The 13,233-nt window shown below is 73.6% G+C and carries 10 protein-coding genes and 2 pseudogenes; 9 read left to right on the top strand and 3 right to left on the bottom strand.

The window, feature by feature from the left end:
- The 7 genes from WA788_RS34695 to WA788_RS34665 all read left to right on the top strand — a co-directional run.
- Nucleotides 1–786 (top strand): elongation factor 1-alpha C-terminal domain-related protein (locus tag WA788_RS34695; protein ID WP_443034142.1); only part of this gene is annotated, 786 nt, incomplete at its 5' end.
- Between the two features lie 328 nt (nucleotides 787–1,114).
- Nucleotides 1,115–2,263: an aliphatic sulfonate ABC transporter substrate-binding protein gene (locus WA788_RS34690; RefSeq protein WP_443034141.1), complete on the top strand. Its 1,149-nt coding sequence runs from the start codon at nucleotides 1,115–1,117 to the stop codon at nucleotides 2,261–2,263.
- A gap of 49 nt (nucleotides 2,264–2,312) precedes the next feature.
- Complete coding sequence (locus WA788_RS34685; protein ID WP_435129923.1) at nucleotides 2,313–3,116, top strand: ABC transporter ATP-binding protein; 804 nt, start codon at nucleotides 2,313–2,315, stop codon at nucleotides 3,114–3,116.
- Complete coding sequence (locus WA788_RS34680) at nucleotides 3,103–4,047, top strand: ABC transporter permease (protein WP_335984350.1); 945 nt, start codon at nucleotides 3,103–3,105, stop codon at nucleotides 4,045–4,047. The genes WA788_RS34685 and WA788_RS34680 overlap by 14 nt, the downstream gene beginning before the upstream one ends.
- A 2-nt stretch (nucleotides 4,048–4,049) precedes the next feature.
- Nucleotides 4,050–4,847 carry a sirohydrochlorin chelatase gene (locus tag WA788_RS34675; protein WP_335984349.1) on the top strand — a complete coding sequence of 266 codons (798 nt, stop codon included), beginning with the start codon at nucleotides 4,050–4,052 and terminating at the stop codon, nucleotides 4,845–4,847.
- A gap of 279 nt (nucleotides 4,848–5,126) precedes the next feature.
- A complete protein-coding gene (locus tag WA788_RS34670) occupies nucleotides 5,127–7,352 on the top strand; it encodes an MMPL family transporter (RefSeq protein ID WP_335984353.1) in 2,226 nt (741 codons plus the stop codon).
- An 89-nt stretch (nucleotides 7,353–7,441) separates the two neighbouring features.
- Nucleotides 7,442–8,533, top strand: a complete 1,092-nt coding sequence (locus tag WA788_RS34665; RefSeq protein ID WP_335984348.1) for a sigma-70 family RNA polymerase sigma factor — start codon at nucleotides 7,442–7,444, stop codon at nucleotides 8,531–8,533.
- 30 nt (nucleotides 8,534–8,563) lie between these two features.
- Here WA788_RS34665 and WA788_RS34660 read toward each other — a convergent pair.
- Nucleotides 8,564–8,653 (bottom strand): annotated as a pseudogene (locus WA788_RS34660) (hypothetical protein); the annotation flags it as partial.
- A 295-nt stretch (nucleotides 8,654–8,948) separates the two neighbouring features.
- Between WA788_RS34660 and WA788_RS34655 the strand changes: the two are divergent.
- Entirely contained in the window at nucleotides 8,949–9,812 is an 864-nt protein-coding gene (locus WA788_RS34655) for an aminoglycoside phosphotransferase family protein (protein WP_335984347.1), read from the top strand.
- A gap of 199 nt (nucleotides 9,813–10,011) precedes the next feature.
- Here WA788_RS34655 and WA788_RS34650 read toward each other — a convergent pair whose 3' ends face one another.
- The gene (locus WA788_RS34650) at nucleotides 10,012–10,707 is read right to left on the bottom strand and encodes an exonuclease domain-containing protein (RefSeq protein WP_335984346.1); all 696 of its coding nucleotides are present in this window, start codon (nucleotides 10,705–10,707) and stop codon (nucleotides 10,012–10,014) included.
- Nucleotides 10,708–10,827: 120 nt separating this feature from the next.
- Nucleotides 10,828–12,066 (bottom strand): SAV2148 family HEPN domain-containing protein, encoded by a 1,239-nt coding sequence (locus tag WA788_RS34645; protein ID WP_335984352.1) that lies wholly within the window; start codon nucleotides 12,064–12,066, stop codon nucleotides 10,828–10,830.
- A 258-nt stretch (nucleotides 12,067–12,324) separates the two neighbouring features.
- Between WA788_RS34645 and WA788_RS34640 the strand changes: the two are divergent.
- Nucleotides 12,325–13,233 (top strand): annotated as a pseudogene (locus WA788_RS34640) (glycogen debranching enzyme); the annotation flags it as partial.

The following is a 13,233-nucleotide window of genomic DNA, read 5'->3' as shown; positions in this document are numbered from 1 at the left end:
GTCACCGCCATCCCGATCTCCGCCCTCGCCGGGGACAACGTGGTCGAGCCGTCGGCGAACATGGACTGGTACGGCGGCCCGACCGTCCTGGAGCACCTGGAGACGGTGAAGGTCGGCCACGACCTGACGTCCTGCCCGCCGCGCTTCCCGGTGCAGTACGTGATCCGGCCGCAGACCGCCGAGCACCCCGACTACCGCGGCTACGCCGGGCAGATCGCCTCCGGGCTGCTGCGGGTGGGCGACCCGGTGACGGTGCTGCCCTCCGGCCGCACCACCACGATCGCCGGCATCGACGCGCTCGGCTCGGCCGTGGACACCGCGTGGGCGCCCCAGTCGGTGACGCTGCTGCTCACCGACGACGTGGACGTCTCCCGCGGCGACCTGATCGCGCCGACCGCCCATGCCCCCGCCACCACCCAGGACATCACCGCCACCGCCTGCCACCTGCACGAGCGGCCGCTGCGGGTCGGCGAGCGGGTGCTGCTCAAGCACGCCACCCGCACCGTCAAGGCGATCGTGAAGGCGCTGCCGTACCGGATCGACCTGTCGGACGGCCTCGCCCACGAGGAGCACCCGGCGGCGCTGGAGGTCAACGACATCGGCGCGGTGGTGCTGCGCACCGCCGAGCCGCTGCCGGTCGACGCCTACGCCGAGTCGCGGCTGACCGGATCGTTCCTGCTGATCGACCCCGCCGACGGCGCCACCCTCACCGCGGGCATGGCCGGCGAGCCGTTCGCCGCCCGCCCGCAGGCACCGGCCGCCGACGACGACGGATGGGACTTCTGACGGTGCAGCCCACCAAGGAAGCCTTCTCGGGCTTCGCGAAGGAAGGCGGGCGGGTCGGCAGCGGCACGCTCGGCGCCGGAACGGGCGGGGTCCCGCGATGTGCGGGCTGACCCGCCCGGCCGCGGCCCGCACCACCGCCGCGACCACCGTGTGCCGCGCACCGCGCACCCCCGGCGTCCCGCCGGGCTGCCCGGCCACCCGGCCCAGACCGCCCCACCGGGCCCGGCGCACCGCGCCGCGGCCCCGCTTTCGAAGACCTGACGCCACTCCGGCCGCGCCCTAGCCTCCACCGGGCGCGACACGCCGGGCCTTACGAAGGGACACACCCGTGTCTGCCCTGCCCCGCACCTCGGCGCCGCACCGCTCGTCGCGCCGCCGCAGACTCCTCGCCGCGGCCGCCGCGCTGCCGATCCTCTTCGGCGCGCTGACCGCCTGCGGCTACGGCTCCGACAAGTCCGACGACTCCGCGACCACCGCGCCGGCCGCCAGCGGCAGCGCGAACACCAAGAAGCTCTCCACCGACGAGGTGAAGATCGGGTACTTCCCGAACCTCACCCACGCCACCGCGCTGGTCGGGCTGAAGGAAGGCTTCTTCCAGCAGGAGCTGGGCAGCACCAAGATCAAGCAGGCCACCTTCAACGCGGGTCCGGCGGAGATCGAGGCGCTCAACGCCGGTTCGATCGACATCGGCTGGATCGGCCCCTCGCCGTCCATCAACGGCTACACCCAGTCCAACGGCTCCGACCTGAAGATCATCTCGGGTTCGGCCTCGGGCGGCGTGAAGCTGGTGGTCAACCCGAAGAAGATCAAGACGGTCGCGGACCTCAAGGGCAAGAAGATCGCCACCCCGCAGCTGGGCAACACCCAGGACGTGGCGCTGCTGAACTTCATCAAGTCCAAGGGCTGGAAGGTCGACGCGCAGAGCGGCAAGGGCGACGTGTCGGTGGTGCGCACCGAGAACTCGCTGACCCCGCAGGCGTACGCCAACGGCTCCATCGACGGCGCGTGGGTGCCGGAGCCCACCGCGTCGAAGCTGGTGGACGAGGGCGCGAAGGTGCTGGTCGACGAGAGCACGCTGTGGCCGAACAAGCAGTTCGTGATCACCAACGTGATCGTGTCGCAGAAGTTCCTCACCGCGCACCCGGACGTCGTGGAGGCGGTGCTGCGCGGCTCGGTGAAGACCAACGCGTGGATCAACGCCAACTCCGACAAGGCGAAGGCCGACGCCAACGCCCAGCTCAAGGCGCTGACCCAGAAGGCGCTGCCGGCCAGCCAGCTCGACCCGGCGTGGAAGTCCATCAGCGTGGTCGACGACCCGCTGGCGAGCACCGCGAAGGCCGAGGCGGAGCACGCGGTGGCGGCGGGCCTGCTCAAGTCGCCGAAGCTGGACGGGATCTACGACCTGACGCTGCTCAACAAGGTCCTCAAGGAGCAGGGCAAGCCGACGGTCAGTGCCGCCGGGCTCGGCACCCAGTAACCCCCGCTCCCATCCACCGCATCCCATGTGCAACCGAGGACCCCAGGAGGTGACCACCATGGCCGACACCCTCACCGGCCCCGCGGCACCGTCGGCGGGACCCGCCGGGTACGCCGCGCGCATCGACCATGTTTCGAAGGCGTTCGGCCGGCCCGGCGCCGGGCAGCTCGTGCTGGACGACATCACGCTGGACGTGGCACCGGGCGAGTTCGTCTGCCTCCTGGGGGCTTCGGGGTGCGGCAAGTCCACCCTGCTGAACCTGGTGGCCGGGCTGGACAAGCCGTCGGCCGGCGCCATCGAGACGCCCGGCGGGCGGCCGGCGCTGATGTTCCAGGAGCACGCGCTGTTCCCGTGGCTGACCGCCGGCAAGAACATCGAACTGGCGCTGCGGCTGCGCGGGGTGCCGCGCGAGGAGCGCCGGACCGAGGCCGAGCGGCTGCTGTCGCTGGTGCGGCTCGGCGGCGCCTACGGCAAGCGGGTGCACGAGCTGTCCGGCGGCATGCGGCAGCGCGTCGCGCTGGCCCGGGCGCTCGCCCAGGACAGCCAGCTGCTGCTGATGGACGAGCCGTTCGCGGCGCTCGACGCGATCACCCGGGACGTGCTGCACGACGAGCTGACCCGGGTGTGGTCCGAGACGGACCTGTCGGTGCTGTTCGTGACGCACAACGTGCGCGAGGCGGTCCGGCTCGCGCAGCGGGTCGTGCTGCTGTCCTCGCGGCCCGGCCGGATCAACCGGGAGTGGGCCATCGACATCCCGCAGCCGCGCCGCATCGAGGACGCGGGCGTCGCCGACCTGTCCGTCGAGATCACCGAAGAACTCCGTGGGGAGATCCGCCGCCATGGCCAGCACTGAGACCGGAGCGAAGGGCACCGAGCCGCTCGGCGGCGACCAGCGGGCACGGCAGGCGGAGGACGCCCGGCAGGAGCAGGACCTGTCCGGCCTGGAGGCCGGCCTGGACGCGCTGGAGACCGTCGCGGCCGGCCGCACCCCGGTCGGCCAGGTGCTGCTGAAGAAGGTGCTGCCGCCGCTGAGCGCGGCCGTGCTGGTGCTGGTGGTCTGGCAGCTGTGCGCGTGGGGCAAGGTCGCCGACCCGACGAAGCTGCCCAGCCCGCACGCGGTGTGGCAGGAGCTGGTGGACCGGTGGAACGCCGGCGACCTGTTCTCGATCATCTGGACCAGCGTGGAGCGCGGCCTGCTCGGCTTCCTGGCCGCGCTGGTGATCGGCACCCCGCTGGGCCTGCTGGTCGCCCGGGTGCCGTTCGTACGGGCGGCGATCGGGCCGATCCTGTCCGGGCTCCAGTCGCTGCCGTCGGTGGCGTGGGTGCCGGCCGCGGTGATCTGGCTGGGGCTGAGCGACTCGGCGATGTACGCGGTGATCCTGCTCGGCGCGGTCCCGTCGATCGCCAACGGCCTGGTGGCCGGCATCGACCAGGTGCCGCCGCTGTACCTGCGGGCCGGCCGCACCATCGGCGCGACCGGGCTGCGCGGCGCCTGGTTCATCCTGCTGCCCGCCGCCCTGCCCGGCTACGTCGCGGGGCTGAAGCAGGGCTGGGCGTTCTCCTGGCGCTCCCTGATGGCCGCCGAGCTGATCGCGTCCTCCCCGGACCTCGGGGTGGGGCTGGGCCGCTACCTGGAGAACATGCGGGAGGCCTCCGACATGGCCGGGGTCTTCCTCGGCATCCTGCTGATCCTCGTGGTGGGCATCGCGATCGACCTGATCGTCTTCAGCCCGCTGGAGCGGTGGGTGCTGCGCAGCCGCGGCCTGACCGCGCGGGCCCAGTAGCCGTGCGCCGCGCCCGTACGGACCCGCCCGCGCTGCTGGTGATCGCGCACGGCTCGCGCGACCCGCGGCACGCCGCGACCGTACGGGCGCTCACCGCGCGGGCGGCCGCGGCCCGCCCGGGGCTGCGGGTGGACACCGCGTTCCTCGACTTCTGCACCCCGTCGGTGCCCGACGCGCTGCGGGAGCTGGCCGGCGGCGGGGTGCGCGAGGTGGTGGCGCTGCCGCTGCTGCTGACCCGGGCCTTCCACGCCAAGGCCGACATCCCGGCGGTGCTGGCGGACGCCGCCGCGCGCCTGCCGGGGCTGCGGCTGCGGACCGCGGGCGTGCTCGGCCCCTCGCCGCTGCTGGTCGCCGCCCTGGAGCGGCGGCTGCGGGCGGCCGGGGTACGGCGCCGCGACCGGGCCGGCACCGGCGTCGTCCTGGCGTCGGCCGGCTCCACCGACCCGGAGGCGGGCGCGGTGCTCGCTGATATCGCGCGGGAGTGGCGGCGTACCGGTTGGTGCGCCGTGCGGCCCGCGTTCGCCTCCGCCTGCCTGCCGCGCACCGAGGACGCGGTGCGCGCGCTGCGCGCGGAGGGCGTACGGCGGATCGCCGTGGCGCCGTATGTGCTCGCGCCCGGCTTCCTGCCGGACCGGATCGCGCGGGGCGCGCGGGAGGCAGGCGCGGACGTGCTCGCCGACGTGCTGGGACCGGCGCCCGAGGTGGCCGAACTGCTGCTGCGCCGCTACGACGAGGCGCTGCCCGGCCCGGTCTTGCGGCCCGCGCTGGCCGGCGCCGGGTCCGGCGCGCCCGCTGCCTGAACCGGCCCGCGCCGCCCGCCGCGCGCTGCGTGTAAGGGGCAGCCACCGCCGCGGTCAGGGCCCGCCCCCGACGCCGGGGTGGGGACAGCCCCACCCTCAGGAGGGAGAACACCTCACCGGAAGTCACCTGTTGGCCGGATGGGTGCGCGTCCCCCGGGCCCATAGCGTCATGGGTGACAGAGCGGCAGGTCGACAAGCCGCCACCCACGACGATCCTTCAAGGGGGACACCGTGAGTCGCGCTCGCGCACACGGCAGCAGAACGGGCATCGCGGCGGCCATGGGAGGCTGGAGCGCCCGGCACCGCTGGGCGGCGGTCGGCGGCTGGCTGCTCTTCGTCATCGCCGTCATGGTGATCGGCCAGTCGGTCGGCCGCACCGACCTGGACCAGTCCCGTTCCATGGCCGGCGAGGTCAACCAGGCGGCGACGATCATCGACGACGCCGGGCTCCAGGACAAGGCCGGCGAGATGGTGCTGGTGCAGACCCCGCACGGCACCGTCACCGACCCGGCGGTCCGCACCGCGGTCGCCGACGTGGTGGGCGCGGTGCGCGCCACCGGCCTGACGACCGCGATCACCTCGCCGTACGACACCCAGGCCATATCCGAGGACCACCGCTCGGCGCTGGTCCGGTTCGACATGCGCGGGTCGGCCGACGACGCCCCCGACCATGTGCAGCCGGTGCTCGACGCGGTGGCGAAGACCCAGCGGGCCCACCCGGACCTGCGGATCGAGGAGTTCGGCGACGCCAGCGGCGACCACGCGGTCAACAACGCCTTCGGCAGCGACTTCAAGACCGCCGAGTACTCCGCGGTGCCGGTCGCGCTGGCCATCCTGCTGATCGCGTTCGGCGCGCTGGTCGCCGCGCTGCTGCCGGTGGCACTGGCGATCACCGCGTTCCTCGGCGCCGGCGGGGTGGTGGCGCTGGTCAGCCACGCCATCCCGATGAGCGACACCGCGAACTCCGTGATGCTGCTGGTGGGGCTGGCCGTCGGCGTCGACTACTGCCTGTTCTACCTGCGCCGGGAGCGCGAGGAGCGCGCCGCCGGCCACGACGCGGCCACCGCGCTACGGATCGCCGCGGCCACCTCCGGCCGGGCGGTGCTGATCTCCGGGTTCACCGTGATCGTGGCGATGGCCGGGATGCTCTTCACCGGCATCGGCGACTTCAAGGCGATGGGCATGGCCACGATGATCGTGGTGGCGATCGCGATGTTCGGCTCCGTGACGGTGCTGCCCGCGCTGCTGTCGATCCTCGGCGAGCGCGTCGAGAAGGGCCGGGTGCCGCTGATCGGCCGCCGGTCCCGCGGCGCCGGGGCCCGCGCCCAGGCCGCGCACGGCGGCAGCCGCTTCTGGCGGACCGTGCTGCGGCCGGTGCTGCGCCACCCCAAGGTCTCCACGCTGGTCGCCGGCGGCGCCCTGATCGCACTCGCGGTGCCCGCCTTCTCGATGCACACCGCGAACCTGACCACCCAGCAGGAGCTGGGCGACGGCCTGCCGATCATCAAGACCTACGAGCACATCAACGCCGCCTTCCCCGGCGGTCCCGACCCGGCGCACGTGGTGGTCAAGGCCGACGCGATCAACGCGCCGCAGGTGAAGAAGGCCATCGCCGACTTCCGCGCGGAGGCGGTCCGTTCGGGCGCCAGCACCGGCCCGGTCACCGTCACCGTGCACAGCGCGCAGAACGTCGCCCAGATCGACGTCCCCCTGGCCGGCGGCAGCGACCGCGCCAAGGCCGAGGCCGACGTGCGCCTGCTGCGCGACCAGGTACGGCCCGACACGCTCGGGAAGGTCGGCGGGGTGCAGGCGCCGGTCACCGGTGAGACCGCGTCCTCGATGGACTTCACCCACAAGATCACCAGCAGCGTGCCGCCGGTGTTCGCGTTCGTGATCGTCTTCGCCTTCCTGCTGATGCTGCTGTCCTTCCGGTCGCTGACCGTCGCACTGACCTCGATCGCGCTGAACCTGCTGTCGGTGGGCGCCGCCTACGGGGTGCTGACCCTGGTCTTCCAGCACGGCGTGGGCGCCTCGCTGGTCGGCGCGCACAGCAGCGGCGCGGTGGTGGCCTGGCTGCCGCTGTTCCTGTTCGTGATCCTCTTCGGGCTGAGCATGGACTACCACGTGTTCGTGGTCTCCCGTATCCGCGAGGCCCGCAGCCGCGGCCTGACCACCAAGGGCGCCATCGAGCACGGCATCACCACCACCGCGGGCGTGGTCACCAGCGCCGCCGTCATCATGGTCGCGGTCTTCGCGATCTTCGGGACACTGTCGATGCAGAGCATGAAGCAGATGGGGGTCGGCCTGGCCTGCGCGGTGCTGGTGGACGCCACCGTGATCCGCGGGGTGCTGCTGCCGGCGGTGATGACGCTGCTCGGCGAGCGCAACTGGTACCTGCCGCGGTGGCTGCGCTGGCTGCCGGACATGACGCACGACGAGTCGGCCGTGTCGGAGCCGCCGGCCGCCGGCGACCGGCCGCGCCACGCGGTCCCCGACCGGGTCTGATCCCCCGCGACCTGCACGGATCAACGACAGTGCCCCCGCGCCGCCTCGGTTCGGGGGCACTGTCGGTGCCCGCCGGTACGGTGGCCGTCATGAGCGTAGGGCAGAGCACGCGGGCCGCGGTGGCGGCCGGACCGGCCGGACCCGGCGGCGGGATCGAGGAGCGGCTGGAGGCGCACCGGGCGGAGTTGACCGGGTACTGCTACCGCATGCTCGGCTCCGCCTTCGAGGCCGAGGACGCGGTGCAGGAGACGATGGTGCGCGCCTGGCGCGGCGCCGGCGGCTTCGAGGGCCGGGCGAGCCTGCGCTCGTGGCTGTACCGCATCGCGACGAACGTCTGCCTGGACAGCCTGAAGGCCGGCCGGCGGCGGGCCCGGCCGATGGACCTGTCCCCGGCCGGCCGGGCCGACGCGATGCTGCCCGACCGCACCCCGGCCGCGGAGTGGGTGGAGCCGGTGCCGGACGTGCGGGCCCTGCCGTCGTCGGGCGACCCGGCGGACGTGGTGGTCTCCCGCGAGAGCATCCGGCTCGCCTTCGTGGCCGCGCTCCAGCACCTGCCGCCCCGGCAGCGCGCGGTGCTGATCCTGCGGGAGGTGCTGGCCTGGAAGGCGAGCGAGACCGCCGAACTGCTGGGCACCACCGTGGCGTCGGTGAACAGCGCCCTGCAACGCGCCCGCGCCACCCTGGCCGGCGCCGGGGTCTCCTCCTCCCACGAGGCCGGGCAAACCCCCTCCGGCGCCCCCACGTCCGGCCCGGCGGCGGCTCCCGCGGCCATGGACCGGGAGCAGCAGCTGCTGCTGGAGCGCTATGTCGACGCCTTCGAGCGGTACGACCTGGACGCCCTGACCGAACTCCTCCACCAGGACGCCACCTTGTCCATGCCGCCGTACCCGATGTGGCTGCGCGGCCATGAGCAGATACGGGCCTGGCTGACCGGCACCGGCCGGGAGTGCGAGGGCTCACGGCTGCTGCCGGTCGCCGCCAACGGCACGCTCGGTTTCGGCCAGTACCGCCGGGACCCCGCCGGGCGCGGCCACCGCGCGTGGGCCCTGCAAGTGCTGGAGGTCTCCGCCGGCCGTGTCAGCGGGCTCAACTCCTTCCTCGACGTGCAGCGGCTCTTCCCGCTCTTCGGGCTGCCACTCGAACTGCCCGCCGAGCCCGGCGAGTTCGAGCAGGCCACGTAACGCGGGCGAGGCGCCGCGCAGCCGCACCCGGCGGCCGGAGCGGCGCGCGGCCAGGGCCACCCGGGCGAGCGCGGCCAGCGTGCCCCGGTCGGCGGCGAGGCCGCCCGCGTCCAGGGACACCACCCTCGCCACTGCGCCACCTCGCGTCCCGTCTCGCGTTTTCGGTCCGGCTCGCTGGCCCGTTTCGGCCACCTGCGGGGGCCGTCACGTGATACGACCAGTGCCGGGGTCGTAACTCATCGGTACGGCGGGTACGTATTCGCGGCAACTCCCAGCGGACTTCCCGGAAACCACGAGGGAATCCACAGGGCGCGGGTGCGAGACTTGCCGTGGCGCCGCCGCATGCCGATACCTCTGGCATATGCGGTCGGACGGTTGCGGGTGGGCCGCAGGGCGAAGAAGCGAGAGGCTGGGCATGGCGGACGCGGTGTTCACGCAGGACCGGGCGCGGGCGGTGCTGGACGCGGCCGGGCACCGGGAGGCGGACCTGCTCTCCTTCGGGGAGAACGCGGTGTTCGCCGCCGGGCGGCTGGTGATCAAAGTGGGGCGCGGCTCCGACCTGCTGGACCGGGCCAAGCGCGAGGTGCGCACCGCGGACTGGCTCGCCAAGCACGACGTGCCCGCGGTGCGTTCGGCCGAGTCCGAGGTGCGGCTCGTGGAAGGGCACCCGATCACCTACTGGCAGCGGCTGCCGGAGTCGCTGCGGCCGGCCGAGACGGTCGACGTGGCGCCGCTGCTGCGGCTCGTCCACGCCCTGCCGGAACCGGACTTCGGGCTGCCGCCGCGGGACCTGCTGGCCGGGGTGGAGCGGTGGCTGCGCGCCGCCGGCGACTTCGTGGACCCCGCCGACGTGGCCTACCTGCGCCGCCGCAGAGACGAGTTCGCCCACGCTGCGGCCCACCTCGTACCGCGCCTGCCGCGCGGCCCGATCCACGGCGACGCCCTGCCCCGCAACGTGCACATCGGGCCCGACGGGCCGGTCCTGCTGGACCTGGAGACCTTCTCCTCCGACCTGCGCGAGCACGACCTCGTCGTCCAGGCGCTCAGCCGCGACCGCTACGGGGTGCCCGCCTGCGACTACGACGCCTTCACCGCCGCCTACGGCTGGGACGTCACCACCTGGGACGGCTACGAGGCGCTGCGCGGCGCCCGCGAGACCGCCGGGTGCGCCTGGGTCGCCCAGCACGCCCCCGCCAACCCCGCGGCCCGCACCGAGTTCCGCCGGAGGGTTGCCTCCCTGAGAGCCGAGGACCCGTCCGTCCGCTGGTACTCCTTCTGACCCGCACCGCCCACAGGGTGCCCCTTGGCCCCACGCGCCCCTGGTGATGCTCGGCTCTTTTCGCGGAAGAAGCCGCAGTTGCTCAGGGGCGCGTGGGGGCACCTCCCAGGCGAAGCTCTGGGGGAGAACTGCGCGACCAGCCACAGCGGACCGTCAGATCCGGCACCCCCAGGACGGGGCACCCCGGGGGCACCCGGCCCTACCCGCGGAGCGGCCAGTTCGGGTCCACCACAGCGGCAGCGTCCTTGCGGCGCAGCCACCCCTGGAAGTCCTCCGCCCACGCCGCGTACCAGGCCCGCTGCTTGTCCTGGAGCTCCCACAGATCGGCCTCCCCCGCTTCGGCGTACCGCAGCGCCACCGCCCGGGCCACCCGCACCGCCGCGAGGGCGTCGGCGCCCGCCTCGTGGGCGCCGTCGAGCACCACTCCGTAGACCCCGCAGGCGGCTTCGAGCGTCCGCTTGCCGCGGCGGTAGCGGTCCAGCGCCCGGTCGATGACGAGCGGGTCGATCACCGGCCCGGCGGTGCCGCCCTGCGCGGTGAGCCGGGGCAGCGCGTACCGCGCCAACTCCTCGTCCAGCAGGGTGAGGTCGAAGGGCGCGTTGTAGACGACGACCGGCACCCGCGCCGCCCAGTAGCCCCGCAGCGCGTCCGCGACCTCGGCGACGACCTCGGCGGCGGGCCGCCCCTCCGCGGTGGCCCGCTCGGTGCTGACGCCGTGTATGGCGGTGGTCTCCGCCGGGATGGGCACGCCCGGGTCGGCGAGCCACCCGCGGTGCCGCACCGGCTCCCCCGCCTTGACCTCCGTGACCGCCGCGGTCACGATGCGGGCCTGCCGCGGATCGGTCCCCGTGGTCTCCAGGTCGAAGCCGACCAGCAGATCCTCGTGCCATGCCATGGCGTGTCCTTCCAGCCGTTCTCCCCCGTGTGCCCAGCCATCATCGCCTGAAGCACTGACACTCCGGCCCCGGGGCCGGGCCGTTGACGCACCGGGCGCGTGGTAGGGGGCGGGGGCGGGTCAGGACACCGGGCGGGAGTCGGCCCAGATGCCCTCGAACTCCTCGCGGTAGACGTCGAACAGACCGCCCTCGGCCGGTGTGTCACCGCCCACCACCCGCCGGTTGCCGCCGCGCAGCAGCATCACCGGCACCTCCATGCCGCGGGCCCGGCGCAGATAGGTCTGCACGACCGCGAGGCCGTCGGTGCTGTCCCCGTCCACCAGGTACGCGGTGCAGCGCGGTGTCTCGTCGAACACCTGGATCTCGAAGGCGCCCTGGTCGCGCACCCGGGCCCGGACCCGCCGCATGTGCAGGATGTTCATCTCCACCGCGCGGCCCAGCTCGCCGCGCCCGAGGCCGAGTTCGCGCTCGCGGCGGCGCACCGCGCTGCTGGCGGGGTTGAGGAAGAGCAGCCGCACCCGGCAGCCGGACTCCGCGAGGCGGACCAGCCGCCGCCCGGAGTAGTTCTGCACCAGCAGGTTCAGGCCGATGCCGACCGCGTCCAGCCGCCGGGCCCCGGCGAACAGGTCCTCCACCGGCAGTTGGCGCTGGAGGCGCACCCGGTCGGGGTAGACGCCGATCACGTCGGAGTAGCGGTCGGCGACCAGTTCCTCCACGGCGTCCACCGGCAGCCGCTGCGCGGCCGTACGCGCCGGGCCCGAGCCCAGCGTCTCCAGCAGCCGTGCGCAGGCCCGCTCGGCCTGGTCCAGCACCGTGCGGGACAGCGCCCGGTTGCGGGAGACCACGTGCCGGGCCACTTCGAGTTCGTCCAGGGCGAGTTCGAGGTCGCGCCGGTCGTCGAAGTAGGGTTCGAAGCAGGGCCAGTGCTGGACCAGCAGCTCGCGCAGTTGCGGCAGCGTCAGGAAGCTGAGGACGTTGTCGTCGGCGGGGTCGAGCAGGAAGCCCTTGCGGCGGCTGACCTCGCGCACCGCGACGGCCCGCTGCACCCACTCGTGGCCGGCCGGACCGGCCGCGGCGACCACCCACTCCTCGCCGTGCACCGGCTCGTAGATGGGCCGCAGCACCGCGTTGACCACCGCGCGCAGCCGCTGCTCGACCAGGTTCAGCCAGACGTAGGCGCGGCCGGCCCGGCGGGCGCGGGTGCGCACCTCGGCCCAGTCCTCGGCGCCCCAGTCCAGTTCGGTGCCGATCTCCACCGGCGCGGCGACGGAGACCACGCCCGGCAGCGTGGCGGCCTCGCCGTCCGGGGCCTCCCCCGGGGCGTGCCGGTCACCCTGCTCGCCGCCACCCGGGAGCATCAGACCTCCGGCCGTCTCCACGTCACCGCCTCCCACCCCCGTCCACGATCAAGGAAGGGTACTGCGGTGCGGGGGGTGTCGCAGCCGGAACGACCTTACTTGACTACTAGCAGACAACCCCATCGCCCCTTCCGTCGCAGGCTGTTGCGACGATGTCACTCTCGGGAGGGGTGGGATGGGAAGATGCTGTCGCAACGTCACTCCCGGCGGGCGGTCACCCTCCGCGCGGCCGGTTCCCCGGAGCGGAAGAGTCCTCACATGCAAGTCTGGCCGGGTCATTCCTACCCGCTCGGCGCCACCTACGACGGCGCGGGCACCAACTTCGCCGTCTTCTCCGAGGTGGCGACGCGGATCGAACTGTGCCTCCTGCACGACGACGGCACCGAGACCGCGGTGGAGCTGCGCGAGGCGGACGCCTTCGTCCGGCACGCGTACCTGCCCGGGGTGATGCCCGGCCAGCGCTACGGCTTCCGGGTGCACGGCCCGTACGACCCGGCGCGCGGCCACCGCTGCAACGCCGCGAAGCTGCTGCTGGACCCGTACGCGAAGGCGATGAGCGGCGGCATCGACTGGGACGAGTCGGTCTACGGCTACCGGTTCGGCCAGCCCGACTCCCGCAACGACCTGGACTCCGCCGCGCACACGATGTCCTCGGTGGTCGTCAATCCGTACTTCGACTGGGCCGACGACCGCCCGCCGCGCATTGAGTACCACAAGACGATCATCTACGAGGCCCACGTCAAGGGCCTGACGATGACGCACCCGGGGCTGCCGGAGGAGATCCGCGGCACCTACGCGGCGCTCGCGCACCCGTCGGTCATCAGCCACCTGGTCGAACTCGGCGTCACCACGCTGGAACTGATGCCGGTGCACCAGTTCGTCCAGGACCACCGGCTGGCCGACGCCGGGCTCGCCAACTACTGGGGCTACAACACCATCGGGTTCTTCGCCCCGCACAACGGCTACTCCTCGCTGGGCGACCGCGGCCAGCAGGTGCTGGAGTTCAAGACGGCGGTGCGCGCGCTGCACCGCGCGGGCATCGAGGTGATCCTCGACGTGGTCTACAACCACACCGCCGAGGGCAGCCACCTGGGCCCCACGCTGTCGCTGCGCGGCCTGGACAACGCGTCGTACTACCGGCTCGGCGGCGACAAGCGCTACTACACG

The organism is Streptomyces sp. CA2R106, assembly GCF_037034245.1.
GTDB lineage: Bacteria > Actinomycetota > Actinomycetes > Streptomycetales > Streptomycetaceae > Actinacidiphila.
The sequence above is the reverse complement of the archived record's forward strand: the minus strand, read 5'-3'. Positions and strand labels throughout refer to the sequence as shown.

Coding starts and splice junctions, on each gene's coding strand:
- WA788_RS34680 (WP_335984350.1), top strand. CDS start 3,103: ATGGCCAGCACTGAGACCGGAGCGAAGGGCACCGAGCCGCTCGGCGGC.
- WA788_RS34670 (WP_335984353.1), top strand. CDS start 5,127: ATGGGAGGCTGGAGCGCCCGGCACCGCTGGGCGGCGGTCGGCGGCTGG.
- WA788_RS34650 (WP_335984346.1), bottom strand. CDS start 10,707: ATGGCATGGCACGAGGATCTGCTGGTCGGCTTCGACCTGGAGACCACG.
- WA788_RS34645 (WP_335984352.1), bottom strand. CDS start 12,066: ATGCTCCCGGGTGGCGGCGAGCAGGGTGACCGGCACGCCCCGGGGGAG.
- WA788_RS34655 (WP_335984347.1), top strand. CDS start 8,949: ATGGCGGACGCGGTGTTCACGCAGGACCGGGCGCGGGCGGTGCTGGAC.
- WA788_RS34665 (WP_335984348.1), top strand. CDS start 7,442: ATGAGCGTAGGGCAGAGCACGCGGGCCGCGGTGGCGGCCGGACCGGCC.